22 protein-coding genes and 1 riboswitch are annotated in these 24269 nt (G+C 73.0%); of the genes, 12 read left to right on the top strand and 10 right to left on the bottom strand.

What is annotated here, in order from left to right; genetic code table 11:
* Nucleotides 1–3 precede the first annotated feature (3 nt).
* Nucleotides 4–204, bottom strand: coding sequence for a sulfur carrier protein ThiS (gene thiS / locus QFZ82_RS28870; protein WP_177152793.1), 201 nt, complete (start codon nucleotides 202–204; stop codon nucleotides 4–6).
* The gene (thiO, locus tag QFZ82_RS28875) at nucleotides 201–1379 is read right to left on the bottom strand and encodes a glycine oxidase ThiO (RefSeq protein ID WP_307715929.1); all 1179 of its coding nucleotides are present in this window, start codon (nucleotides 1377–1379) and stop codon (nucleotides 201–203) included. Before thiO ends, thiS begins: the two co-directional genes overlap by 4 nt.
* A riboswitch (TPP riboswitch) is annotated at nucleotides 1377–1489 on the bottom strand. (Overlaps the previous gene by 3 nt.)
* An 82-nt stretch (nucleotides 1490–1571) precedes the next feature.
* On the opposite strand from thiO, the gene QFZ82_RS28880 reads away from it, so the two are divergent.
* The 6 genes from QFZ82_RS28880 to QFZ82_RS28905 all read left to right on the top strand — a co-directional run bounded on the left by QFZ82_RS28880 (nucleotide 1572) and on the right by QFZ82_RS28905 (nucleotide 6326).
* A complete protein-coding gene (locus tag QFZ82_RS28880; protein ID WP_307715930.1) occupies nucleotides 1572–1931 on the top strand; it encodes a hypothetical protein in 360 nt (119 codons plus the stop codon).
* Nucleotides 1932–1940: 9 nt separating this feature from the next.
* Nucleotides 1941–3179, top strand: coding sequence for an NAD(P)/FAD-dependent oxidoreductase (locus QFZ82_RS28885; RefSeq protein ID WP_307715931.1), 1239 nt, complete (start codon nucleotides 1941–1943; stop codon nucleotides 3177–3179).
* A 44-nt stretch (nucleotides 3180–3223) separates the two neighbouring features.
* Complete coding sequence (locus QFZ82_RS28890; protein WP_307715932.1) at nucleotides 3224–3589, top strand: Rv2175c family DNA-binding protein; 366 nt, start codon at nucleotides 3224–3226, stop codon at nucleotides 3587–3589.
* 134 nt (nucleotides 3590–3723) lie between these two features.
* Nucleotides 3724–4374 (top strand): thiamine phosphate synthase, encoded by a 651-nt coding sequence (thiE, locus tag QFZ82_RS28895; RefSeq protein ID WP_307715933.1) that lies wholly within the window; start codon nucleotides 3724–3726, stop codon nucleotides 4372–4374.
* A 146-nt stretch (nucleotides 4375–4520) separates the two neighbouring features.
* Nucleotides 4521–5435, top strand: coding sequence for a methylenetetrahydrofolate reductase [NAD(P)H] (metF, locus tag QFZ82_RS28900; protein ID WP_307715934.1), 915 nt, complete (start codon nucleotides 4521–4523; stop codon nucleotides 5433–5435).
* Nucleotides 5436–5486: 51 nt separating this feature from the next.
* Nucleotides 5487–6326 carry a hypothetical protein gene (locus QFZ82_RS28905; protein WP_307715935.1) on the top strand — a complete coding sequence of 280 codons (840 nt, stop codon included), beginning with the start codon at nucleotides 5487–5489 and terminating at the stop codon, nucleotides 6324–6326.
* Between the two features lie 55 nt (nucleotides 6327–6381).
* Here QFZ82_RS28905 and QFZ82_RS28910 read toward each other — a convergent pair whose 3' ends face one another.
* The 4 genes from QFZ82_RS28910 to QFZ82_RS28925 all read right to left on the bottom strand — a co-directional run bounded on the left by QFZ82_RS28910 (nucleotide 6382) and on the right by QFZ82_RS28925 (nucleotide 12071).
* A complete protein-coding gene (locus QFZ82_RS28910; RefSeq protein WP_307715936.1) occupies nucleotides 6382–7878 on the bottom strand; it encodes an NAD(P)/FAD-dependent oxidoreductase in 1497 nt (498 codons plus the stop codon).
* 518 nt (nucleotides 7879–8396) lie between these two features.
* Nucleotides 8397–9011 (bottom strand): TetR/AcrR family transcriptional regulator, encoded by a 615-nt coding sequence (locus QFZ82_RS28915; protein WP_307715937.1) that lies wholly within the window; start codon nucleotides 9009–9011, stop codon nucleotides 8397–8399.
* Nucleotides 9012–9040: 29 nt separating this feature from the next.
* Entirely contained in the window at nucleotides 9041–11128 is a 2088-nt protein-coding gene (locus QFZ82_RS28920; protein ID WP_307715938.1) for a YhgE/Pip domain-containing protein, read from the bottom strand.
* On the bottom strand, nucleotides 11100–12071 hold the full coding sequence (locus QFZ82_RS28925) for an ATP-binding cassette domain-containing protein (RefSeq protein ID WP_307715939.1): 972 nt from the start codon (nucleotides 12069–12071) through the stop codon (nucleotides 11100–11102). Before QFZ82_RS28925 ends, QFZ82_RS28920 begins: the two co-directional genes overlap by 29 nt.
* A gap of 176 nt (nucleotides 12072–12247) precedes the next feature.
* Here QFZ82_RS28925 and QFZ82_RS28930 point away from each other — a divergent pair, with 176 nt between their 5' ends.
* The 3 genes from QFZ82_RS28930 to QFZ82_RS28940 all read left to right on the top strand — a co-directional run bounded on the left by QFZ82_RS28930 (nucleotide 12248) and on the right by QFZ82_RS28940 (nucleotide 14372).
* A complete protein-coding gene (locus tag QFZ82_RS28930; protein ID WP_307715940.1) occupies nucleotides 12248–12841 on the top strand; it encodes an SAV_6107 family HEPN domain-containing protein in 594 nt (197 codons plus the stop codon).
* A gap of 172 nt (nucleotides 12842–13013) precedes the next feature.
* On the top strand, nucleotides 13014–13730 hold the full coding sequence (locus QFZ82_RS28935) for a class I SAM-dependent methyltransferase (RefSeq protein WP_373429449.1): 717 nt from the start codon (nucleotides 13014–13016) through the stop codon (nucleotides 13728–13730).
* Nucleotides 13731–13976: 246 nt separating this feature from the next.
* Nucleotides 13977–14372 carry a DUF3040 domain-containing protein gene (locus tag QFZ82_RS28940; protein WP_307715942.1) on the top strand — a complete coding sequence of 132 codons (396 nt, stop codon included), beginning with the start codon at nucleotides 13977–13979 and terminating at the stop codon, nucleotides 14370–14372.
* A gap of 341 nt (nucleotides 14373–14713) precedes the next feature.
* On the opposite strand, the gene QFZ82_RS28945 is transcribed toward QFZ82_RS28940, so the two are convergent.
* From QFZ82_RS28945 to QFZ82_RS28960, 4 genes are all read right to left on the bottom strand, one after another.
* Nucleotides 14714–17209, bottom strand: a complete 2496-nt coding sequence (locus QFZ82_RS28945; RefSeq protein ID WP_307715943.1) for a DUF3488 and transglutaminase-like domain-containing protein — start codon at nucleotides 17207–17209, stop codon at nucleotides 14714–14716.
* Entirely contained in the window at nucleotides 17206–18564 is a 1359-nt protein-coding gene (locus QFZ82_RS28950) for a DUF58 domain-containing protein (protein WP_307715944.1), read from the bottom strand. Before QFZ82_RS28950 ends, QFZ82_RS28945 begins: the two co-directional genes overlap by 4 nt.
* Nucleotides 18564–19610 (bottom strand): MoxR family ATPase, encoded by a 1047-nt coding sequence (locus QFZ82_RS28955; protein WP_177152776.1) that lies wholly within the window; start codon nucleotides 19608–19610, stop codon nucleotides 18564–18566. The genes QFZ82_RS28950 and QFZ82_RS28955 overlap by 1 nt, the downstream gene beginning before the upstream one ends.
* A 198-nt stretch (nucleotides 19611–19808) precedes the next feature.
* Nucleotides 19809–20354, bottom strand: a complete 546-nt coding sequence (locus QFZ82_RS28960) for a carbonic anhydrase (protein ID WP_307715945.1) — start codon at nucleotides 20352–20354, stop codon at nucleotides 19809–19811.
* 282 nt (nucleotides 20355–20636) lie between these two features.
* Between QFZ82_RS28960 and rsmH the strand changes: the two genes are divergently transcribed.
* The 3 genes from rsmH to QFZ82_RS28975 all read left to right on the top strand — a co-directional run bounded on the left by rsmH (nucleotide 20637) and on the right by QFZ82_RS28975 (nucleotide 24254).
* Nucleotides 20637–21593, top strand: a complete 957-nt coding sequence (gene rsmH / locus QFZ82_RS28965) for a 16S rRNA (cytosine(1402)-N(4))-methyltransferase RsmH (RefSeq protein ID WP_307715946.1) — start codon at nucleotides 20637–20639, stop codon at nucleotides 21591–21593.
* 71 nt (nucleotides 21594–21664) lie between these two features.
* On the top strand, nucleotides 21665–22276 hold the full coding sequence (locus tag QFZ82_RS28970) for a septum formation initiator family protein (RefSeq protein ID WP_307715947.1): 612 nt from the start codon (nucleotides 21665–21667) through the stop codon (nucleotides 22274–22276).
* A 4-nt stretch (nucleotides 22277–22280) separates the two neighbouring features.
* Nucleotides 22281–24254, top strand: a complete 1974-nt coding sequence (locus QFZ82_RS28975; protein ID WP_307715948.1) for a penicillin-binding protein 2 — start codon at nucleotides 22281–22283, stop codon at nucleotides 24252–24254.
* The last annotated feature ends 15 nt before the right edge of the window (nucleotides 24255–24269 follow it).

The raw sequence follows: 24269 nt of genomic DNA on the forward strand, positions 1-24269 counted from the left end.
CGCTCAGCCCCCCTGCACGGCGGTGAGGATCTCGACTCGGTCGCCGTCGCCGAGCCGGGTGCCCGCCCACTGGCTGCGCGGGACGACGGTCTCGTTGACGGCGGCGGCCACACCCGAGGGGGCCGCCGTGAGGGCCGCCACCACGGTGTCCAGGGTGGTGCGGTCGGCGAGCTCGCGGGTCTCGCCGTTGACGGAGACGTTCATGCGGGCTGCTCCTGTCGTACGCGTGCGCCGGCGGGGGCGAACCGGCGGGGGCTGAACGGGCCGGCGAGGTCCGGTAGCCGCCCGCTGGTGAGCGCGTCGGCGAGCACGTCGCCGGTCACGGGCGTGAGCAGCACGCCGTTGCGGTAGTGGCCGGTCGCGAGCAAGAGCCCCGGCAGCTCGGTGAATCCGAGCATCGGCGCGTTGTCGGGGGAGCCGGGGCGCAGCCCGGAGCGCGTCTCGGTCAGCGGCAGTTCGGTGATGCCGGGCACCAGCTCGTGCGCGTCCCGCAGCAGTTCGTACACGCCGCCGGCGGTGACGGTCGTGTCCCAGCCCAGCTCCTCGGTGGTCGCGCCGACCACGAGCTCGCCGTTCTCGCGCGGCACCAGGTAGACGTGGCTGCCGCGCACCACCGCGCGGACCGTGCGGGACAGGAACGGCGCGTACGAGCCCGGCACCGTCAGCCGCAGGACCTGGCCCTTCACCGGCCGTACGGGAGGCAGGACGTCGTCCGGCACCCCGCCGAGGCGGCCGCTCAGGCTGCCGCCCGCCAGCACCACCTGGCCGGCGGCGACTTCCGTTCCGTCGTCCAGGACCGCACCCGCGGCGCGGTCGTGCACGACGAGCAGCCGCTCGGCCCAGGCGCGGCGGAAGCCGACCCCGGCGCGCTCGCAGGCGATGACCAGCGCCGCGGCGAGCCGCCGCGGATCCACCTGGTGGTCCCCGTCGACGCGCAGACCGCCGCGGACCCCCGGCGCGAGCATGGGCTCCAGGCGGCGGCACTCGCGACCGGTCAGCCACTCCGACTCCAGGCCCGAACGGCGTTGCAGGGCGTGCAGTTCCCGCAGGTGCGCGCGGTCGTCGGCGTCGAGGGCGACGGCGAGGGTGCCGCACGCGCGGTAGCCCACCGACAGCCCGCTCGCCGCCTCCAGCTCGGCGGCGAACGCCGGGTAGCGCCGGGCCGATTCGAGGTTCAGGCCGAGCAGTGTCTGCTCGCCGTAGTGGAGTTCGGTGACGGCGGCCAGCATGCCCGCCGCGACCCGCGCGGCCCCGCCGCCGGGCTCCGGATCGGCGACGGTCACGCTCAGCCCGCGCTGCGCCGCGCGCCAGGCCGTGACCAGGCCGATGATCCCGCCCCCGACGACGAGGACGTCGGGTGCGTCTGGTGTACGAGACATGGGCGTCCAGCCCCTCCCTTCGCCGGCATGACCCGGATCAGGTTCGTACGGTCGGAGGCCGGCCAGCCTCCCTCTCAGCCCGGTGCGTCCGGGCTCCCGCGAGTGCCTTACGGTGGCCACCCTAACCCCACGCCCAGGCGCGCAGTAAGGGAGCCGCCGTCCCCCGGCGCGGGTGCGCAGGAGGTGGACGCAGTGGCGATCTCGCTCGACGGACTGGTGCTCGCGCCGGTGGCCGACCAGGCCCCGGGCCAGGTCGGCACCCGCACCCGGTTCCTCTACCACGAGCGGCAGGGGCGGATCTGGGCCGAGTACGAGGGCGGCGACGTGGTACGCGGCCACCTCGTGGGCACGCGTGAGGGGGACCGGCTGGACTTCCGTTATGTCCAGTTGAAGACGGACGGCGGGACGTCCAGCGGCCACTGCCTGTCCACCGTCGTCGAACTCCCCGACGGGCGGGCGCGCCTGGAGGAGACCTGGGAGTGGGAGTCGCAGGAGGGCAGCGGGACCAGCGTCGTCGAGCAACTGCTGCCTGATGATGCGTCAGAAGCTTAAGGTGGCCCGGTGAGCGAGCACACGCACGAGCAGGCCGGGGACGGGCGACGGGTCGTCGTGGTCGGCGCGGGCATGGCCGGGGTGCAGACCGCGGTCGCCCTGCGCGAACTGGGCTTCACCGGACCGGTCACCCTCATCGGCGCCGAACCGCACCAGCCGTACGACCGGCCGCCGCTCTCCAAGGCGATCCTCCTCGGCACGGCGGAGGGCTCCGCGTTCGACATCGACTTCGACGCGCTCGACGTCGACCTGAGGCTGGGCTGTGAGGTGACCGGCGTACGCCCCGGGGCGCACGAGGTCGACACCGCCGCCGGACCCGTCCCGTACGACGTCCTCGTCCTCGCCACCGGTGCCGAACCCGTCGCCCTGCCCGGGGCCGCGGGCGTCCCGGGCGTCCATCTGCTGCGCACGCTCGACGACGCGGACCGGCTGCGGCCCGTGCTCGCGCGGCAGCACGACATCGTGGTGGTCGGGGCCGGCTGGATCGGCGCGGAGTTCGCGACCGCCGCGCGCGAGGCGGGCTGCGCCGTGACCGTCGTCGAGGCGGCCGACCGTCCGCTGGCCGGGTCGCTGCCCGCCGAGGTCGCGGCGCCCATGGCCCGCTGGTACGCCGAGGCGGGTGCCGAGCTGCTCACCGGCGAGCGGGTTGCCGCCGTCGAGCCGGGCACGGTGGTGCTGGCCGGATCGGGACGCAGGATCGCGGCCGGCGCCGTCGTCGTCGGCATCGGCGCCAGGCCCGCGACCGCCGCTCTTGTCGGCAGCGGCATCGAGCTGGGCCAGGACGGCGCAGTCGTCGCCGACCGGCATCTGCGTACCTCCGCGCCCGACGTGTACGCCGTGGGGGACTGCGCCTCCTACCCCTCGGGCCGCTACGGCACCCGGCTGCTCGTCCACCACTGGGACAACGCGCTGCAGGGTCCGCGCACGGTCGCGGCCAACATCCTCGGGGCCGCCCCGGAGCCGCAGGTGTACGACCCGGTGCCGTACTTCTGGTCGGAGCAGTTCGGGCGTTTCGTGCAGTACGCGGGCCATCACCCGGCGGGCGACACGCTGCTGTGGCGCGGCGACCCGGCCGTGGACGCCGACTGGTCGGTGCTGTGGCTGCGGGAGGGCGTGCTGGTCGCGCTGCTCGCTGTCGACAGGCCGCGTGACCTGGCACAGGGCCGCAGGCTCGTGGCGTCGGGCGCGCGGCTGGACCCGGGCCGGGCCGCCGACCCGTCCGTCCCCCTGAAGGCGGCGACCGCGTAGGAGTCGGCTACCGGCTGTCAGTCCAAGATGGCAGGCTTGTTCCTGTGACCGAGATTGACGCAAAAATTGATGCTCTCGTCCCCGCCTGGCTCCACCTGCCCGACATCGCGGAAATGCTCGATGTCGAGGTGACGCGTGTGCGGCAGCTGGTCAAGGAGGGCCAGCTGATCGCCGTCCGCCGTGGTGAGAACAGGACACTGCAGGTGCCTGCCGCCTTCATCGACGGCAACAAGGTGGTCAAGGGCCTCTCCGGGACCCTGACGCTGCTGCGGGACGACGGCTTCACCGACGAAGAAATGCTGGAGTGGCTGTTCACTCCCGACGCGACCCTGCCGGGGACCCCGGCGCAGGCCCTGAGCGAGAATCGCGGCACGGAGGTGAAGCGCCGGGCTCAGGCGCTCGCCGTCTGACGTCCGTCGCGACGTCCCCGTCCTGACAGGACGGCCTCGTACGAACCATCGAAGCGCGCGGTGCGGGCGGGAGCCGAACGGCTCCGTCCCGCACCCGCGCGCCGCTCATCACCCATCCAGCGGGGGGAAGCATCATGTCCACGGCTCGCGAACTGCTCGGCGACGCCCGCCTGTATCTGTGCACGGACGCCCGGAAGCGCCAGGGCGACCTGGCGGCGTTCCTGGACGCCGTGCTCGCCGGCGGCGTCGACATCGTCCAGCTGCGCGACAAGGGCATGGAGGCGGGCGAGGAGCTGGAGCACCTCCAGGTCTTCGCCGACGCCTGCCGGCGCCACGGCAAGCTCCTCGCGGTCAATGACCGGGCGGACGTGGCCCACGCCATTGGCGCGGACGTGCTGCACCTGGGCCAGGGCGACCTGCCCGTCCCCGCCGCGCGGGCGATTCTCGGCGACCGGGTGCTCATCGGCCGCTCGACGCATGCCGAGGCCGAGGTGGACACGGCCGCCGCCGAGCCGGGCGTCGACTACTTCTGCACCGGCCCCTGCTGGCCCACCCCCACCAAGCCCGGCCGCTTCGCCCCGGGCCTCGGTCTCGTGCGCTACGCGGCCTCGCTCGGGAGCGACCGGCCCTGGTTCGCGATCGGCGGCATCGACGCGTCCAACCTGGACGAGGTGCTGGACGCGGGGGCGCGCAGGGTCGTGGTCGTACGGGCGATCACGGAGGCCGACGATCCTGCTGCGGCGGCCGCCGATCTGGCGAAGCGGATCAGGGAGCGCAGCGCCTGACCGGGCGGGCGGGCCCGGGCACCGAAGGCCGTCGGCACCGCCCGGGCGTCTCACGAGTGTCCAGAGTGTGGACACTAGACGGACAAAAGGCGACAAAATCCCCTGATCTGGTTGGGTGACCCGCTGGGCCTGGCTAACCTGCCCGTATGGCCCTCGGCACTGCTTCCACCAGGACGGATCGCGCACGCACCGTGCGCGACATGCTCGCGACAGGCGAGACGACGTACTCCTTCGAGTTCTTGCCCAAGACGGACAAGGGCGAGAAGAACCTCTGGAACGCGCTGCGCAGGGTCGAGGCGGTCGCGCCCGACTTCGTCTCCGTCACCTACGGCGCCGGCGGCTCCACCCGCGCCGGCACCGTGAAGGCGACGCAGAAGATCGCCGCCGACTCCACCCTCACCCCCGTCGCCCACCTCACCGCCGTCGGCCACTCCATCGCCGAACTGCGCAACATGGTCGGCCAGTTCGCCGACGCGGGTATCCGCAACATCCTCGCGTTGCGCGGCGACCCGCCCGGCGACCCGATGGGCGAGTGGGGCAAGCACCCCGAGGGCGTGACATACGCCGCCGAACTGGTCCGGCTCATCAAGGAGTCCGGCGACTTCTGCGTCGGCGTCGCGGCCTTCCCGGAGATGCACCCGCGTTCCACCGACTGGGACACGGACATCCGGCACTTCGTCGACAAGTGCCGCGCGGGCGCCGACTATGCCATCACGCAGATGTTCTTCGAGCCCGAAAACTATTTCCGGCTCCGCGACCGCCTCGCCGCGGCGGGTTGCGAGACCCCGATCATCCCCGAGGTCATGCCCGTGACCAGCGTGAAGATGCTGGAGCGGCTCCCGCAGCTGAGCACCGCCGCCTTCCCCGAATCACTCCGGGACCGGATCCTCTCGGTCAAGGACGATCCGGCCGCTGTACGCTCCACTGGCATCGAGTTCGCGACGGAGTTCTGCGCACGGCTGCTGTCCGAGGGTGTCCCGGGACTGCACTTCATCACGCTCAACAACTCCACGGCGACGCTCGAGATCCACGAGAATCTCGGACTGCACCAGCAGTCGTGACCGGCCACACCCGCCACAACCCCGGGCGGCGGCCGCAGGAGAGGGGCGGGCATGGGCTGGACGGTCCTCTACATCGCGTTCGGCATCGTCGCGCTGTGGCTGCTCGGTGAGGTGCTGCTGCAGTACAAGGCGCGACTGCGCTGGCGCGTTCTGGCCTTCGCAGGGTTCCTCGGCGTCGTCGTGGGCGTGCTGCTGCCCTCCGTCGTGGTGATCGCGCTCGGTGCGGCCGCCTTCGCCGTCGGTCAGACGTACGTCACCCTCTCCTTCCGGCGCGGCTTCTCCACGGGCTGGGCGCTGGGCGGCAGTCCGGGGGTCAGCAGGCGCCGCAGGTCCGCCCCGGCGGACACCGAACGCGAGCCGACGCTGGAGGTCTCGGACCTCTCCTACGAGCCCTCCGAGCCGCCGTACGCCCCCGAGGCGCCCGAGGTCTACGAACCCCAGCCGCTGCCCGACGAAACCGGTCAGTACGGCATATACACCGAAGAGGCCTACGCGGCACGGCAGCAGGAACAGGAACCGCATCAGCCCTACGCCCCGTACGGCGCCGCCCCCACCGGCTACGACGCGTACGGCGACCACGGCCAGCCCCAGCAGCCCGCCGACGGCAGCCACTACGACTACGGATCCGGCCAGCAGTACCCGGCGTACTCCGACCCGTACGCGGGCGGACAGCAGTACGCGGCCTCCTACGGCGGCTACGACGCCTACGGCGCGCAGCAGCCCTACGCCGATCCGTACGCGCAGCACTACGGCGACACGCCGCCGGGCGGGCTCTGGGTCCCCCAGCAGCGCGACGGCGACCAGCAGATCCCCCCGATGCCGCAGGAACAGCCGTCGCCGTACGGCTACGACGCGGGATCCGGCCACAACGAGCAGCAGTACCGCTACTGAGTCGCCCGCGCGGCCACGGGCCGGCGGTCATTCCGGCCCTGTCGCACGCTCCGTCTCACTGCGAACCGCGGAACTCCGCGCCTTCCACGATCAGCCCGGCCACCAGTGCCCCCGACATCCCCGCATGCGCCAGCCCGCCGCCCGGGTGCGCCCAGCCCCCGGCGACGTACAGGCCGGGCAGGTCCCCGGCGTTCGCCGCGGGCAGGAAGGCGCCGGACGCGCCCGCGAGCGCCGGGGCCGGGACCCGGTCCGTGCCGGTGGCGTGCCGGGTGTCCTCGGGGCTGCGCACCTCGCGCCACAGGATCCGCTCGCGCAGGTCCGGCACCGCGGCCCCGGCCGCCTCCACCATCCGGTCGGCGGCATGCTCGGCGGCCTCCGCCCAGGTCTGCCCGCCGTGCAGGCCGTTCGGCACGGTGGAGACCAGCGTGACGCTCTCGTGGTCGCCGTCCGGCCGCAGCAGCGGGTCGTCGGGCCGCAGGACCGTCACCGTCGGGCGGGGGGCAGTGCGCCCGGCCGCGATCGCGTCCCACTCGGCCGCCGGGTCCGGCGCGTGCACCACGGTGCGGTGCACGGCAGCGGCCTCCCGACCGCCCCGCAGGGCCAGGTGCACGCTCACCCGCCCGGTCCGCACCCGTGGCTGCCAGTGCGGCCACTCCTCCCGGTGGCTCGGCCGCCCGATGTGCTCCTCGAACAGGGACGGCAGCAGAGCGCCGCAGACCACCACATCCGCCTCGACGGGGCCGCCGGAAGCGAGCTCCAGGCCCGCCGCCCGGCCGTCCTTCTCCCGCACGCCGGTCACCGCCGCCCCGAAGACGAACTCCACCTTCCGGGCCAGGCACCGCTCGTACACCGCGTCCGCGAGCGCGCGCAGGCCGCCCTTCACGTACCACGAGCCGAAGGTCTGCTCCATGTACGGCAGGACGGCGGCCGACGCCGGCGCGGTGCGCGGGTCCAGCCCGTACGCCACCGCATGGCTGCCCAGGAGAGCCGCCAGGCGCGGATCGCGCAGCTCCCGCTCGCCGATCTCGCCGAGCGTGCGGGCCGGACGCCGGAACAGGCCGCGGCGCAGTGCCGGATAGGGATCCCGGGAGAGCGGCGAGCGGTCGGCGGGCAGCGGCTCCTCGAGCAGCGGCCGCCGTGAACGCTCCCATGTCTCGCGGGCCCGCCCGAGGAACTCGCCCCAGCGCTCACCGGCACCGGACCCCAGGGCGGCGTCGAGCGCGGAGACGATGCCGGACCGTGAGGCGTTCGGCAGGGACACGTCCGTGCCGTCGGGGAAGACGTGCCGGCTCGCCGGATCGACCTGGACCAGCTCGACGCACCGCTCCAGCGGCTCCTTGCCCGTCTTGACGAACAGATCGCGCCACACGGCGGGCAGGTGGAGCAGGCCGGGCCCGGTGTCGAAGGCGAAGCCGTCGCGCTCGAGGCGGCCCACCGAACCCCCGTGGGTCGCCGACCGCTCGTACACCGTCACCCGGTGGCCCGCCGTGGCCAGCCGGGCAGCAGCCGCCATCGCGCCCATGCCGGCGCCGATCACCGCAATTCGTGCCATGCGGCCGACTTTATCGACCGCCGCCGACACTCATTCCCGTGGCCTGTGGACCACACCCGCGGCCGCCCTGCGCTTCGGCCGCTGTGACGATGCCCAGCGTTGATCCCGCCGGCCCAGCCGCTGGTGAAGCCGAGGGGGAGTACGGACACGGACGTGATCGTGACCAGGCCGAGGCGGTGCCGGGTGGGGATGAGCACACAGGGCTGAGTATCCGTACCTAGGTGCTGAGATGAGTACCCGCGCGGATGGGCTCCCACCTGCGCGGACGGAAGAGTGGGGACCACGGGAGGGGCGCGGCGCCGGCACCGACGACACGGGGCTTCGGAACGGCGCGGCACCCCTGCCGGAACGGGGAGAACGCCGGAGAGCCCACGACCACGGGGGAACGACGGGGGACGGGCTCTCCGGACCACGGGGGACGCGGGGGACAGGGGAAACGGGGGACAGGGGGAGGAACGGGGGACACGGGGGACGTACGCGAGGGCCCGGGCCGGAACATCCGGCCCGGGCCCTCGCGCTCAGTCGCGTCGTCCGCTCACCCGTCCGTGCAGCAGCAGCGACAGCGCCCCGTGCACGTCGTCGAGCGACCGCTCCCGCTGGAACGCCTGCCAGTCGAGCGCCGCCACCAGCACCATCCCGACCAGAGCGGCGGCCGTGAGCGGGACGTCGATCTCGTCGCTCAGCTCACCCGCCTCGACGCCCTCCCGCAGCACCCTCTCCACGACGGCCACCGCCTCCTGCCGGACGACGAGCAGGGTGGACTGCCAGGCCCGGTTGGTGCGCCACAGCTCGGCCACGTACAGCTGGGTGAAGGCCGGGTAGCGGTCGATGAACACCAGACCGGCCCTGATCATCGCGTCCAGCGCCTCGACCTTGGTGCCGCCGCGCTCGGCCGTCTCGTCCGCCGCCCGCTGAAGCGAGGAGGTCAGCAGGCCGACACCGAAGCGGAGCAGCTCCTCGAAGAGCTCGGTCTTGCTCTTGAAGTTGTAGTACACCGTGCCCTTGGCGACCCCGGCGCGCTCGGCGATCTCGTCCACCGTGGTGGCGGAGAACCCCTGCTCGGCGATGAGGGTCACGGCGGCCTCGTAGAGCTTGGCACGCGTCGCCCGGCGTCTGGTGCTCGTGCTGTCCATGGCGTCGATTCTCACAGGTCGCACCGCGGTCACAGACTCAGCTCCGGGTGCAGCCGGTCGAGTGTCCACACCTGCTTGCGCCGGGCGGAGACCGCGGTGAGTGCGAGGGCGCCCGCTGTGAAGGCGGTGAGGACGACGCTCGCCTGCCAGACCGGGCCGAGCCCGCCGCCCGTGATGAGCCGGCGCAGCGCCTCCACGACGTAGCTCATGGGCAGGAACGGGTGGACGGCGCTGAAGAACGCCGGGCTCGTCTGGACCGGGTAGGTGCCGCCCGCGCTGGTCAGCTGGAGCATCAGCACCGCGAGGACGAGGATCCGGCCCGCCGCGCCGAAGCGGGCGTTGAGCCACTGGATGATCGCGGCGAAGCAGCAGGTGACCAGCGCCAGGAAGGCGACGGTGCCCGCGGCCCGCGCGGCACGCAGCCCAAGTCCCCAGTGCAGCACGGACATCAGGGCGGCGACCTGGAGCAGACCGATCGCGGCCACCGGCAGCCAGCCGGCCAGCGCGATCCGCCAGGCGGAGGCGCCCGCGGCGAGCGCCCGCCGGTTCAGCGGCTGGATGATCATGTACGCGACCATCGACCCCACCCAGAGGGACAGCGGGATGAAGTAGGGCGCGAAGCCGGTGCCGTAGTTGGGCGCCTTGTGCAGCGACTGGGCGGCCAGTTGGACCGGGTCGGCCATGACTTCCGTTCGCCGGTCGCGGTCCTTCTCGTCGTAGTCCGGAATCCTGCCGACGCCGTCGTGCAGCCCGCCCGCCAGATCCTTGGAACCTCCGGACAACCGGAACAGCCCGCCGTCCAGTTCGCCCGCGCCCTTCTTGAGCCGGCCGACGCCGGCGTCGAGATCCGTGGAACCGGTCTTCGCGGTGGTGAGGCCGGTGTGCAGCTGGTCCGCTCCGCGGGCCACCTTGTGCGCGCCCTTGTTGAGCTCGTTGATCTTGCCGACGGCGTACTCCAGGTCCTCGTCCAGCTCCGGGGAGCGGGCGGCGAGGTCGTCCGCCTGCTTCTCGAGCTTCTTGAGGTGACCGGTCATCGCCTTCAGATCGCCGTTGTTGTCGGCGACGAGCGCGTTCACGTCGTCGGCGATCGCCGCCACGTCGGCCGCGGTGACCTCGGCGCGCTTCAGGGCGGGGCAGAAGCTGGGGTCGGGGAGCGGGTTCTCCTCGCAGCGCGTGCGGTACATCTCGCTCAGCTCGTCGGCCGACTTGTGGGCCAGCCGGGCCGTGGCCGGGGCGTGCTTCGCGAGGATGTCCAGGTTGTGGCGCACCGCGCGGGAGGAGTCCGCCACGAGGCGGGCGGTGTCGCCGATCGTCCTGCCGTTGTCCTTGAGGTACGGACGGACGTCGGCGGCGATGCCGTTGACCTTGTCGGCCAGCTCCTGGGTGCCCGCCGCCACCTGCCGGGAACCGGTCTCCAGCTCGCCGGCGCCCTTGTTCAGTCTGGTGATGCCTCCGGCGAGCTTCCCGCTGCCGGCCTTCGCGTCCTTGAGGCCGTCGGCGAGGTCCTTCGAGCCCTTCTTCGCCTTGCCGACACCGTCCTTCAGCTTGTCGGCGCCCCTGGCCGCCTCGGCGGTTGCGTCGTGGATGTCGGAGAACGAGATGAAGATGCGGTCCAGGAAGCCGCGCGAGGTGTTCGTCGACGCGGCCGTACGCACCTCGGAGAACACCGTGCGGGAGATCTGCCCGACGATGTAGTTGTTGGCGTCGTTCGTACGGACCCGGAGCGCGCTCGTCTCGGGAGAGTCGCCCGAGCTGGAGGAGATCCGCCGGCTGAAGTCCTCGGGCATGGTGAGCGAGAGGTAGTACGTGCCGTCTTCGACGCCCTCGCGGGCCTCGGCGTCGCTCACCTCGTGCCACTCGAAGACCTCGCTGTCGCGCAGGCCCTCCGTTATCTCGTCACCGGCACGGACCTTCTTGCCGTCGGCGGTCGCGCCCCTGTCGTCATTGACGAGGGCGGCGGGGATCTTGTCGAGACGGCTGTACGGGTCCCAGAAGGACCACAGGTACAGCGCTCCGTACAGCAGCGGCAGCAGCAGTACGGCGACGAGAGCGGCGCGCGGCAGCTTTCCCCTGCCGAAGCGCCTCAGCTCAAGCGCGGCCAGTTTCGGCGAGCGCATCGGCCGCCCCCTCCTCGGTCGTGTCCTTGTGATCGCCGCGAGGCATGGCTTCGGCGGCGTGAGTGGCCTCGGCGGGCTCGCCGGCGTCCCCGGCCTGGGCCTGTGCCACAGCGGCGGCGCCCGGCGTGCCCGCGGCGGCGTCGGCGACCTCGGCGGAGCCGTCGGCAGTGGCCGCGCGGGTGGTGCCGGGCATGGGCGAGGACTTCTCGGCCGGGGCCCCCGCCGCGCCCGGCCCGTCCCCGGCCTGGGCAGGGGTCGTGCGGACGACGGTCGCGTCCTGGGGGGCCTGGCTGCACACCGCCAGCACGGTGGTGCCGCCCCCGGCGACCGTGCGCAGCAGCGCCCACGCCTCCGCGCGGTCGGCGTCCGAGAGCTTCAGGTCCATGTCGTCGACGGCGAGCAGCCGAGGGCGGCCGATCAGCGCGAGCGCGACGGACAGGCGCAGCTCCTCCAGCCGTTCCAGGTCGCGCACGGCCGTCCGCTCCTGCTTGGGGAGCGTGGCCATGTCCAGCCCCGCCATTTCCAGGGCGCGGTCGACACGGCCGCGCGCCTTTGCGGCCCGCTCGGCGCGCGGACGCAGCAGCGCGCGCAGCGAGCCGTCGAAGCGGCGCTGCAGCAGCGCGCGCTCACGGAGGTGCTCGGCGACGGTCAGCGCGGGATCGAGATCGCTGACGCCCGGCACGGGTCCGAGCGCGCTGATCCGCCGCACGGCGGCCATCCTGCGCGGCAGCTCCAGCCCGCCGACCTCGGCACGGCCCTCGGAGGGGCGCATCCGGCCGGTGAGCGCGAGCAGCAGGCACGTGCGCCCCGACCCCGACGGGCCTTCGATCGCGACGAGCGACCCGGGCGCGGCCTCGATGCCGACCCCGCGGAAGGCCCAGCCGCGTGGCCCCTTGAGTCCGAACCCATCGGCGGCCACTGCCGCCCCGTGCGGGCTCTCCACGGCCCCCACTCCCTGTTCGCCCACTGCCGCCCATTCTTTGAACTGACTGGTCAGTTCAAAAGTACCCCGAACCCGTGATCGAGGCAAAGTCCCAGGTCGGGGCCGACTGTCAGTGGTGGCCCCCACGATGGACACATACGGCCACAGTGCCGTCACACGACGACAGGAGGCTCGTCATGGCCAGCCACTCCGCAGCTGCCGCGTCCCGGCGCCGCGCCACCGGCCCTGCCCCCTCACTGACCGGTCCCGCCCACGACGTCCACCCCGTCCTGCGACGGGCCTCGGCGCCGCCCGCCGCCCTCGATCTGCTCGCCCAGGCGCGCGCAGGTCTCGAGGAGGCCGCCGTCCTGGACGTGCCGAACGAGCGCTATGCCACAGCCCATCTCGCCGCCCTGCGCACTGCCGCCGCCGTGCTCGCCGCCCGTGGCCGACCGGAGACCAACCCCCGCCGCCGGCAGCGCATCCGCAGCGCCTGGGAGGTCCTGCCCGAGATAGCGCCCGAGCTGGCCGAGTGGAGCCTGCTCTTCGCCTCGGGGGCGGAGCGCCGGGCCCGGGCCGAGGCGGGGATACGAGGCGCGGCGAGCACCCGTGACGCCGACGACCTGCTGCGCGACGCCGCGATGTTCCTGCGTCTCGTCGAGCGGCTGCTGGTGCTGCAGCCGGTGCTGCCCCAGCCGAGGGCGGAGCACCCGCATGAGCGGTCACAGGCGGTGCAGCGGCCCGGTGCGACCGGCGGGCCGGCGGGACCGGCCGGGAGGGAGGGGTCATGAGCCGGGAGGAGCCGTGAGACGGGACGGAGCGCTGCCGGACCGGTGGAGGCAATAGGGTGGACGGCGTCTCACCAGCACATCGCCCGAGGAGTCAACTGCCGTGCCGGATCCTTCCCCTGCCTCCGGTGGGGAGACCCCATCGCGACCCTCCCGCGCCTCGCTCCGCACCGCCGTGGTGTGGGAAGTCCTCAGGGACGCCATCGACCGCCGGGTCAAGGCGGTCGGTACGGACTCCCTGGACGTCCTCGACACCGGCGGCGGCACCGGTAAGTTCGCGGTGCCCCTCGCCCGCCTCGGCCACCGCGTCACCGTCGTCGACCCCAGCCCGAACGCGCTGTTCGCCCTCGAGCGCAGGGCGGCCGAGGCCGGGGTCGCGGACCGGGTGCGCGGCGTTCAGGGAGACGTCCACGGCGTGTTCGACGTCGTCGAGCGCGGCAGCTTCGACGCCGTGCTGTGCCACGGCGTCCTGGAGTACGTGGACGACCCGGCCGAGGGCGTGCGCAACGCCGTGGACGCCCTGCGTCCGGGCGGCGCGATCAGCCTGCTCGCCGCCGGACTCGGCGGGGCGGTCCTGGCCCGGGCGCTGGCCGGTCACTTCACGGAGGCGCGCCAGGCACTGAGCGACCCCGACGGGCGCTGGGGTGCGGGCGACCCGGTGCCGCGCCGGTTCACCGCCGACCAGCTCACGGAGCTGGTCGCCGGTGCCGGAGCGGAGGTCTCCGCCGTCCACGGCGTGCGGATCTTCGCCGACCTGGTCCCCGGGGTCCTGGTCGACACGGAGCCCGGGGCCCTGGAAGCGCTCCTGAAGCTGGAGGAGGCGGCCGCCGAACTCGCCGCCTTCCATTCCGTGGCCACCCAGCTGCACGTCCTGGGAGAGAAGCGCGGCTGATCAGCGGCGCAGCCGCAGATGGACTACGGCACAGACCCCCGATCGTGGGCTTCGCCCCGTATGATCGGGGGACACCGTCCGGCATGACGGATCGGAGGTTGGGGAATCAACGCCTCAGTAGCTTCGATCGGGCATGGCGGCCCGGACTGGTTTGGTGAGAGGGCGGGTTTCACGGGGGCGAATCCCTGCCTATCCTGAAAGGGCCGCATACCGGTCGCCCCCGCGACCGACGACGAGGAGGACTCCGTGCCGCTCTCGGAGCACGAGCAGCGAATGCTCGAGCAGATGGAGCGAGCGCTGTACGCCGAAGATCCCAAGTTCGCTACAGCGCTCGAGGGAAGCGGGCTGCGTACGTACACCCGGCGACGGGTCTACCAGGCAGTCGCAGGCTTCCTGGTGGGTATCGCGCTCCTCATGGCCGGAATGGTCGCGCAGCAGATCTGGATCAGCGTCGTGGGTTTCCTCGTGATGCTCGGCTGCGCGGTTCTCGCGGTCACCGGGTGGCGCAAGGCGCCCAAGCCGGGCGAGCAGCAGGCTCCCGGAGGTTCGGCCGGGCGTCGGCAGTCCCACCCGCGAAGGTCGATGATGGACAGGATCGAACAGCGGTGGCAGCGCCGCCGGGACGAGCAACAGGGCCAGTGATCCGGCGGCTGCCGGACCTGCACGCACGGATGAGGGGCGACGCGCAGAGCGTCGCCCCTCATCCGTGCGTGCACCGCATTTTGGTCTGCGCCGATGCCCTCGGGTGCCTGCCCCGCGAGTCCGCAGGGCCGAGTCTGAGCCGAGGCCCGCGGGTGACCTGGCCCTGGCCCAGGCCCAGAGGTCTGGCCCGTGCCGACGCCTTCAGGGGGCGGCCGCGGGCCCTTAGGGTGCCCAAGGGCCCGCGGCCGCCCCGGACCCCAGCCTGAGCCGAGGTCTGCGGGAGGCCTGACCCCCGACGAAATCCAGGGCCCAGGCCTCCTCTTCGTCCGAGAGGCGACGGCTCAGCCCCGTTGGCGGGTCGGGCGGGGGAAGCGCGTCAGCCAGTCGGGGAGGGCGAAGCGGGGGCGCAGGGACTCCCAGCGGGACGACAGCGCCCAGATCACGCGTACCGACGACCGGGGCAGCAGCAGCGCCCGCAGCCGGGTCCGCCGGTTCACGCCCTCCCGCAGGCCCGCGCGGATGAGGTGGGCGTCGTCCGCCAGTCCCGTGGCCGGGCGCGGAACGGGGGCGTACAGGACCTGTTCGAGCGCCCGGGCCGTGCGGTGCATCGCCGCCGCAGGCTCGTCCGTCAGCTTGCCCAGCCGGACGATGCGGGCCGCGGCCTTCCGCGGCGTCTGCGACTCGTCGGGCAGGATGCCGAGGTCCCAGGCCGTGTCCGTGATCTCTTGCCAGACCGCCAGCGTCCCCGCCGGATCGTCCAGCGGCGCCACGGAACCGGCGCCTGCGGGAGCGGGAGCACCGTCACCGACGGGATCGACGGCCCCGGAGCCCTTCCGACCCGACTTCGGCGGCGCCTGGCCCGCCACGCTCAGCCGCCGCGTCCGCGTGGTGATCCGCCACAGCAGCGGCAGCAGGAGCAGGACCAGCACCGCGACCACGCCCAGGACCGTGAGGAGCACCGCCTGCCACGGGAAGCCCGCGTCCGTCTCCGGCTCGATGTCGCGCGGCGCGGCCGCCCCGCACTCACCGAGACGGCGCTCATGCTCCGGGCAGGTGTCCGGGGCGACCGGCTGCGCCGACGGCTCGGCCGTGTCACCGGCCTCCGGCCGCGCCGGGTCGGTGGCACCGCCCGACGGCGCCTGCTCCTGCGCGTACTCCGGAACCGAGCCGCGGGTCGGGGTCGGCTCGAACCTGGTCCAGCCCACGCCCTCGAAGTACAGCTCGGGCCAGGCGTGGGCGTCGCGCAGACCGACCGACATCGTGCCGTCGGACTGCGGGCTGCCCGGCGTGAAGCCCACCGCGACCCGCGCCGGGATGCCCAGCGTCCGGGCCATCGCGGCCATCGAGAACGAGAAGTGGACGCAGAAGCCCTCCTTCTGCTTCAGGAAGCGGCTGATCGCGGCGACGCCGGTACCCGAGCGGACCTGCGTGTTGTACGTGAAGCCGCCGTCCTCGGCGAACCACTCCTGAAGCTTCGTCGCCCGCTCGAAGTCGTTGGCGGAGCCCTTGGTCACCCGCAGTGCGGTCTCCTCGACCGACTCCGGCAGGACGTCGGGCACCTGGGTGTACTCGCGCTTCAGCTCCGACGGCGGCGCCATCGCCTGCGCGAGCTGCTCCCGGGTGGGCCGTATGACCAGGCTGTTCACCGAGTACTGCACGCCGCCCGTCGTCTGGCCGCGGTCGCCGACCAGGGTCCGCCCGGCCGGCTCGAAACGCCAGCGCCCGCCGATGGCCACCTTCGTCGCCGGATAGGGCATCGGCAGCCAGCTCTGCTTGTACGAACCCGCGGCCGAGAGGTTCGTCTTGATCTCGGTGACACCGACCGCCGGACTCAGCCCGTCCGGCTCCGGCAGCCGATCCGGCACGCCCTGCACCTTGCGCTCGGAGGAGCGCCACGCGGTGCCGTCGAAGCGGTCGAGGGCGACGATGCGCAGGTACATGCCCTGGGTGTCGGGCGCGTTGGTGCGGTAGCGCAGGACCTCGCGGTCCTGCGGCTGGTTGAGGCTGTCCTGAAGCGAGACCAGCGGGTTGACCGCGGAGATCGTGCCACCGCCGCTCCCGCCCCGGCCCGGACCGCTGCCCGTCCCGTCGAACAGGCCGCCGTCCAGAGCGGGCAGCGCGGCCGGTACGACGAGGGCCACGCCCAGCGCGACCACGCCGATGCGCCGGCCGGTGCGGACCGGGGCGTGGGCCGCGCCGCCGGACTCGAGCGGGCCGCCCGGCCGCGCCCGGTTGGGCGGGGGTCCGCCGAACACGCGTCCCCACTGGGAGAGCCTGTCGCGGCCCTCGGCCAGCAGGAGCAGCAGATAGCCGGAGGCCCCCAGCAGGAACCAGAGCCAGCCCGCACCGCCGTCGGACAGACCCGCCGCGACCGTGTAGAGCGCGAGCAGCGGCAGACCGGCCGGGGCCGCGCTGCGGTACGTGACGGCCAGCGCGTCGACCGCGAGACCGATCACCAGCACCCCGCCGATGAGCATCAGCCGGATGCCGTCGGTGGCCGGCGCGGGGATCGCGTACCGGCTCACGTCGTCGTAGCCCGCGGCGAACAGGTCTCCGAACCGGGCGAACGCCTCCGGGCCCGGAATCAGCCAGAGGATCGCCGCCTCGCGGACGAACACCACGGTGAGCGCCAGCAGGGTGACCAGCGCCTGCACGCCGATCGTCAGCGCTCCGGCCAGCGGCACCCGCCGGGCCAGCGCGCCGACGCCGCTCTGCAGCGCCAGCAGGAACGCCGCCTGCAGCATCCAGCCGGCCGGATCGACCAGCGGCAGCAGCGCTCCCGCCGCCATCAGCGTGGCGGCGTAGGAGCACAGGGCGAGCCGCGCCCGACCGCTCATGACCAACCCCCCGAGAACCCGTTCGTACCGCCGGGAGCCTGGGTACGCTCCCGGCCCGCCTGCTGCCACAGATCGGTCAGCGGTGTGCCCGGCCGCACGGGCAGCGCCGTCCAGCCCGCCTCGCGCAGCTGCCGCAGCCGCTCGTCGACCGCACCCGGCACCGCGCCGCCGGTCACCCACGTCCCTCCGTCCAGGACGAAGGCGACCGCGGCGCCGCTGCGCTGCCGCATCCGGGCGGCGAGCGCCGCCTGTTCCTCGTCGAGGTCGCCGAAGAAGGCGACGAGCAGTCCTTCGCCGCCGCCACCGTCGCCGCCGCGCAGGACGTCGATCGCGCGGGACAGGCCCGCCCCGTCGGAGTGGTCGACGACCGCGAGCGTGTCGAGCATCAGCCCGGCGGAGTCCGCGGACTCCTGGGAGCCGGCGAAGCCGTCGGCTCCGGCGCCCGGCACCGAGCTGCCCGTGTCCGTCAGCAGCCGGACCGCGAAGCCGCGCTCCATGAGGTGCACCAGCGCGGACGCGGCTCCCGAGACGGCCCACTCGAAGGCCGAGTCCGGGCCCGCGCCCTGGTAGGCGATCCGGCGGGTGTCCAGCAGCACCGTGCACCTGGCGCGCTGCGGCTGTTCCTCGCGCCGGACCATCAGCTCGCCGTAGCGCGCGGTCGAGCGCCAGTGGACCCGGCGCAGGTCGTCCCCGTAGCGGTAGGCGCGCGGGATGATGTCGTCGTCACCGGCCAGCGCCAGCGTGCGCTGGCGGCCGTCGCCGTAGCCGGACGCCTCGCCGGCCAGCCGCACGGCGGGCAGCACCTCGGTGCGAGGGATGACGGTCAGCGTGTCGAACGCGCTGAAGGAACGCGTCAGTTCGCACATGCCGAACGGGTCGCTCAGGCGCAGCTGGAGCGGGCCGAGTGGATAGCGTCCCCGCAGGTCGGACCGCACCCGGTAGGACACCTCGCGGCGGCCGCCCGCCTCGACCCGGTCCAGCACGAACCGGGGCCGGGGGCCGAGCACGTACGGCACGTGGTCCTGGAGCATCAGCAGACCCGTCGGCATCCGCGAGACGTTGTCCATGCGCAGATGCACGCGCGCCTCCGCGCCGGCCGGCACCCGTGAGGGGGACAGCCGGCGGCTCGCCGCGACCCGGTAGCGGGTGCGGTAGAGCACGGCGACGCAGATCAGCGGGAGGGTGGCCAGGAGCAGCCCGACCCGCAGCAGATCGCTCTGGCCCAGCACGTACGCGCAGGCCGCGGCGGCCACTCCGGCGGCGAGGAAGGAGCGGCCGCGCGTGGTGAGCCCGCCGAGCGCGGCCCGTACTCCGCCCTTGTCCTCGCCCTCCGGGCCCGGGGGAGCGGCGGGCATCACAGCCGCCGGGCGCCGGGCTGCTGCCCGTACAGCGGCGGCTGACCCGCCGGGCCCGTCACGTAGGCGCCGTCGGCGCTGCCGGTCGTGGGCACGGGGGTGCGCTGCACGATGTCCAGGACGACCTGCTCGGCGGTGCGCCGGTTGAGCTGGGCCTGGGCGGTGGGCAGCAGACGGTGGGCCAGCACCTGCACGGCGAGCGCCTGGACGTCGTCCGGCAGGGCGTACTCCCGGCCGCTGAGGGCGGCGGACGCCTTGGCGGCGCGCAGCAGATGCAGGGTGGCGCGCGGGGACGCGCCTAGTCTCAGGTCGGGGTGGCTGCGGGTCGCCGCGACGAGGTCCACCGCGTACCTGCGGACGGACTCGGCGACGTGCACCGCGCGCACGGCCTCGATCAGCTTCACGATGTCGTGGGCGTGCGCCACCGGCTGGAGGTCGTCCAGCGGCGAGACGCCGCCGTGCACGTCGAGCATCTGCAGCTCGGCGGCCGCGCTCGGGTACCCGATGGACACGCGCGCCATGAAGCGGTCGCGCTGGGCCTCCGGCAGCGGATACGTGCCCTCCATCTCCACCGGGTTCTGCGTGGCGACCACCATGAACGGGTCGGGCAGCTCGTAGCTGTGCCCGTCGATGGTGACCTGGCGCTCCTCCATGGACTCCAGCAGCGCGGACTGGGTCTTGGGCGAGGCGCGGTTGATCTCGTCGCCGATCACGATCTGCGCGAAGATCGCGCCCGGCTTGAACTCGAACTCGCGCCGCTGCTGGTCGAAGATCGACACACCGGTGATGTCCGAGGGCAGCAGGTCGGGCGTGAACTGGATGCGCCGCACCGAGCAGTCGATGGAGCGCGCCAGCGCCTTGGCCAGCATCGTCTTGCCCACGCCGGGGACATCCTCGATGAGCAGATGTCCCTCGGCGAGCAGCACTGTCAGAGAAAGCCGTACGACCTCAGGCTTGCCCTCGATCACGCTCTCCACCGACCTGCGGACACGCTCCGCCGTCGTGGTCAGATCCGTGAGGCTCGCTCGATCGTCATAGGTCGTCACCCGGCCCTCCTCGGCCCGTTCATAGGGCCTGTGCGCACGACACGGCACGGCCCACCCCGAAACACGGACACCGCCTCCGGAAAGTTCCGGACGGCGTCACACCCGCATTCTTGTTGGCGTCACCGTGCCGTGTCACTCGCCTGTGGACAACTGAGAGGGATATGCCGGGGTTGACCCATTTATCGGGTGGCCGACCGGTCACGCAGCAGGGTCGATCTCCCTGAGCAGACCCGTCGTGACGTCGAAGACGAAGCCGCGGATGTCGTCCGTGTGCAGCAGGAACGGCGACGTGCGCACCCGCTGCATCGACTGCCGCACGTCCTGGTCGACGTCGCGGAACGCCTCGACCGCCCACGCCGGTCGCTGGCCGACCTCCTCCTCCAGCTCGATCCGGAAGTCCTCGGTGAGGCTCTCCAGACCGCAGCCGGTGTGGTGGACGAGTATCACGCTGCGGGTGCCGAGGGCGCGCTGGCTGATGGTGAGCGAGCGGATGACGTCGTCGGTGACCACGCCGCCCGCGTTGCGGATGGTGTGACAGTCACCGAGTTCCAGGCCGAGCGCGGCGTGCAGGTCGAGCCGGGCGTCCATGCAGGCCACCACCGCGACCTGGAGGACCGGACGGGCGTCCATTCCGGGGTCGCGGAAGTCGGCGGCGTAGCGCTGGTTCGCCTCGACGAGACGGTCGGTGACGGTTCCGCCGGCGCGGACGGCCTCGGCGGGGGACTGCTGGGCAGAAGTCGACATGGCTCGAAGGTAACGGTCACGCGGCGTGCGAGCCCGCTGTGAGGCCGGACAAAGAACGTCAACGAGCCTTGTTGTGAGGTAACCCACAAGCGGGCAATCGAGGCGGGTGCGACGCGCTGGCCGGTTGATTGACCGGGCGTACCAGTGGACTAAAGTGACGCGCAGTTCACGGACGCCACCAGCACATTCGGTGGCATCCCGCACATTTCCCCACACTTCCCCGCGTGCGCGGCGTACGCACGGCCCGGCCCTGCCCCGCCCGCGCCGGACCTGAGAGGGCGCATGAGCCAGACCCGACACGTCCCGGTGATGCTCCAGCGGTGCCTGGACCTGTTGGCCCCGGCCCTGCAGAGGCCCGGTGCGGTCGTCGTCGACTGCACCCTCGGCCTCGGCGGACACAGTGAGGCCCTGCTGAGGCAGTTTCCCGAGGTACGGCTGATCGCCCTGGACCGGGACAAGGAGGCCCTGCGGCTGTCCGGCGAGCGGCTCGCCCGATTCGGTGACCGCGCCACCCTCGTCCACGCCGTCTACGACGAGCTGCCCGGCGTCCTCGACCGTCTCGGCGTCCCACGCGTCGACGGCGTCCTCTTCGACCTCGGCGTCTCCTCCATGCAGCTGGACGAGGCCGACCGCGGCTTCGCGTACGCCCAGGACGCCCCGCTCGACATGCGCATGGACCAGACGACCGGGATGAGCGCCGCGGAGGTGCTCAACACCTACCCGGCCGGCGAGCTCGTGCGGATCCTGCGCGCGTACGGCGAGGAGAAGCAGGCCAAGCGGATCGTGTCCGCGATCGTGCGCGAGCGGGAGAAGGAGCCGTTCAGCAACAGCGCCCGGCTCGTCGAGCTCATCCGCGACGCGCTGCCGCAGGCCGCCAAGCGGACCGGCGGCAATCCGGCCAAGCGCACCTTCCAGGCGCTGCGCATCGAGGTCAACGGGGAGCTGAGCGTGCTGGAGCGCGCCGTTCCCGCCGCCGTCGCCGCGCTCGGCGTCGGCGGGCGCATCGCGGTCCTGTCGTACCACTCGCTCGAGGACCGGCTGGTCAAGCAGGTGTTCGCGGCCGGCGCCGCCAACACCGCGCCCCCCGGCCTGCCCGTCGTCCCGGAGGAGTACCAGCCACGGCTGAAGCTGCTGACCCGCGGCGCCGAACTGCCCACCGACGAAGAGGTCGCCCAGAACCGCCGCGCGGCACCGGCGCGTCTGAGAGCGGCGGAGCGCATCCGCGAGGACGTCGCGTGAGCGGGGCCCACAGGCGCGGTTGAGCGGCACACCCGGGTGAACGGCGGCACGGAAGCGATGCGGAGGACACCTTGAGCACAGCGGCCAAGCAGTTGAAAGGGAGGGCCGCACGGCTCACGCGGCTGATGCCGTCGGGGCCGAGCACCGCCGCCCGCACCCCCTTCGTCCTGCTGGTCGTGCTGCTCCTGTCCGGCGGGCTGATCACCCTGCTGATGCTCAACTCCTCCCTCAGCCAGGGCTCCTTCGAGCTGAGCGAGCTGAAGAAGAAGACCACCGAGCTCACCGACCAGCAGCAGGCGCTCCAGCGCGACGTCGACAGCTACTCCGCCCCCGACGCCCTCGAGCGCCGCGCCCGCGAGCTGGGCATGGTCCCCGGCGGCAGCCCCGCCTTCCTCGGCCCGGACGGCAAGGTCCGCGGCGTCCCCGGCAAGGCCACCGCCCTGCCCTCGCCCGACCCGCAACCGCAGCAGGTCCCCGGGACGGCGGACCCCTCCGTCACGCCCTCGGCGTCGCCCACGGCCGCGCCCCCGGCGTCCCCGGCCCCCTCCGCCCCGACCGTGCCGGCCCCGGCCGCGTCGTCCCCCGTGTCGTCCTCGCCACAGGGCGCCCCTCAGGGGACCGACCCCGCCGCCGGCCCGTCCCGCACGTCCCCGCAGCCGAACCCGACGACCACCGGCAGGTGACGCAGTGCCCTCCAAGCAGCCCCCGCGGCGGCGCGTGCCGGGCTCCGCCCGGCGTCCCTCCGCTCCGCCCTCCGCCCGGCCCGCCCGGCCCGCCCGGCCCGCCCGGCGCCCAGCGCCCCGCGGCGTAGGCCCCGCCCCGCGCACCATCACGCTGGGCAGCCCCCGGCCCCGCCTGCGGCTGGTCAGCCTGGGCCTCACGCTCGTGATGCTGGCCTTCGTCGTGCGGCTGCTCCAGGTGCAGGCCGTCGACGCCAGCGCCTACGCCGCCAAGGCCGAGAAGAACCGCTATTTCAGCTACACACTCGCCGCCGAGCGCGGCGAGATCACCGACCGGGCCGGGATCGCGCTCGCCACCTCCGTCGACGCGCACGACATCACCGCGGACCCCAAGATGTTCACGCCGAAGGAGAGCAAGGCCCCCGACGCGCCCGAACAGGCAGCCGCGCTGCTCGCCCCCATCCTCCAGACCGACGCCGCCCGGCTAGCCGAGAAGCTCAGGAAGCCGGGGTCCCGCTACGCCGTCCTGGCCCGCCGCCAGACCCCGCAGGTGTGGAACCAGATCAAGGACCTCAAGAGCGTCTACGCACAGAAGGCCGCCGCCGACAAGCGCAGGGGCGGCCGCGGCGCCAATGTCCTGGCGGGCGTCTTCCAGGAGCCCAGCAGCAAGCGCGTGTACCCGAACGGCGATCTCGCCGCCGGGATACTGGGTTACGTCAACGGCGAGGGCCGCGGCGGCGGTGGCATCGAGTCCATGCTCGACAAGACGCTCGCGGGCAAGGACGGCACGGTCACCTACGCCCAGTCCGGCGGCCGGCGCGTCCCGACCGCCGGCTCCCGCGAGGTGCCCGCCGTCCCCGGCTCGGACATCGAGCTCACCATCGACCGGGACATCCAGTGGGCCGCCCAGAAGGCCATCGAGGACCAGGTCGGCAAGTCCCGGGCCGACCGCGGCTATGTGATCGTGCAGAACACCCGCACCGGCGAGATCCTCGCCATGGCCAACGCCCCCGGTTTCGACCCGAACGACCTCGGTCAGGCCAACGCCGCCGCCATGGGCAACGCCGCCCTCCAGGACGCGTACGAGCCGGGCTCCACCGCCAAGGTCATGTCCATGGCCGCCGTGCTGGAGGAGAAGAAGGCCACTCCGGGCACCCATGTCGTCGTCCCCAACCGCCTGCACCGCGGCGACCGGCTCTTCAAGGACGACATCGACCACCCCACCTGGTACCTCACGCTCAACGGCGTCCTCGCGAAGTCCAGCAACATCGGCACCATCCTCGCGACCGGACAGCTGGGGAAGACCCAGCGCGAGGCCAACCAGGTGCTCCACTCCTACCTGCGCAAGTTCGGCATCGGCAGCACCAGCGGCCTCGGCTACCCCGGCGAGACGGCCGGCATCCTCGCCGAGCCCGCCGACTGGTCCACCTCGCAGCAGTACACGATCCCCTTCGGCCAGGGCCTGTCCATCAACGCGATGCAGGCCGCCTCCGTCTACTCGACCATCGCCAACGGCGGCGTACGCATCGAGCCCACACTCGTCCGCGGCACCAGGGGGCCCGACGGGCACTTCACGGCGGCTCCCGAGCCGGGGAAGAACCGCGTGGTCAGCGAGAAGACCGCGAAGACCCTCGCCACCATGCTCGAATCCGTCGTCGACGACGAGGAGGGCACCGGCACCAAGGCACGCATCCCCGGATACCGCGTCGCCGGAAAGACCGGAACGGCCAACCGCGTCGACCCCGAACTCGGCCGCTACAAGGGCTACACCGCCTCCTTCGCCGGTTTCGCCCCCGCCGACGATCCGGAGATCACCGTCTACTGCGCCATCCAGAACCCCACCAAGGGCAGCTACTTCGGCGGCCAGATCTGCGGCCCCGTCTACCAAAAGGTCATGGAGTTCGCGCTGAAGACCCTGCAGGTCGCACCGACCGGCAAGGCCCCCGCACGACTGCCCGTGACCTTCGACCCCGGCGAGTGACCGGAGGAACCACCA

The sequence above is a fragment of the Streptomyces sp. V4I23 genome (genome assembly GCF_030817975.1).
Classification (GTDB): Bacteria; Actinomycetota; Actinomycetes; order Streptomycetales; family Streptomycetaceae; genus Streptomyces.

What these genes read in the sequence shown, in the direction of transcription:
- thiS (WP_177152793.1), bottom strand. Translation starts at nt 204, where the DNA reads ATGAACGTCTCCGTCAACGGCGAGACCCGCGAGCTCGCCGACCGCACC.
- thiO (WP_307715929.1), bottom strand. Translation starts at nt 1,379, where the DNA reads ATGTCTCGTACACCAGACGCACCCGACGTCCTCGTCGTCGGGGGCGGG.
- thiE (WP_307715933.1), top strand. Translation starts at nt 3,724, where the DNA reads ATGTCCACGGCTCGCGAACTGCTCGGCGACGCCCGCCTGTATCTGTGC.
- metF (WP_307715934.1), top strand. Translation starts at nt 4,521, where the DNA reads ATGGCCCTCGGCACTGCTTCCACCAGGACGGATCGCGCACGCACCGTG.
- QFZ82_RS28905 (WP_307715935.1), top strand. Translation starts at nt 5,487, where the DNA reads ATGGGCTGGACGGTCCTCTACATCGCGTTCGGCATCGTCGCGCTGTGG.
- QFZ82_RS28910 (WP_307715936.1), bottom strand. Translation starts at nt 7,878, where the DNA reads ATGGCACGAATTGCGGTGATCGGCGCCGGCATGGGCGCGATGGCGGCT.
- QFZ82_RS28915 (WP_307715937.1), bottom strand. Translation starts at nt 9,011, where the DNA reads ATGGACAGCACGAGCACCAGACGCCGGGCGACGCGTGCCAAGCTCTAC.
- QFZ82_RS28920 (WP_307715938.1), bottom strand. Translation starts at nt 11,128, where the DNA reads ATGCGCTCGCCGAAACTGGCCGCGCTTGAGCTGAGGCGCTTCGGCAGG.
- QFZ82_RS28930 (WP_307715940.1), top strand. Translation starts at nt 12,248, where the DNA reads ATGGCCAGCCACTCCGCAGCTGCCGCGTCCCGGCGCCGCGCCACCGGC.
- QFZ82_RS28945 (WP_307715943.1), bottom strand. Translation starts at nt 17,209, where the DNA reads ATGAGCGGTCGGGCGCGGCTCGCCCTGTGCTCCTACGCCGCCACGCTG.
- QFZ82_RS28950 (WP_307715944.1), bottom strand. Translation starts at nt 18,564, where the DNA reads ATGCCCGCCGCTCCCCCGGGCCCGGAGGGCGAGGACAAGGGCGGAGTA.
- QFZ82_RS28960 (WP_307715945.1), bottom strand. Translation starts at nt 20,354, where the DNA reads ATGTCGACTTCTGCCCAGCAGTCCCCCGCCGAGGCCGTCCGCGCCGGC.
- rsmH (WP_307715946.1), top strand. Translation starts at nt 20,637, where the DNA reads ATGAGCCAGACCCGACACGTCCCGGTGATGCTCCAGCGGTGCCTGGAC.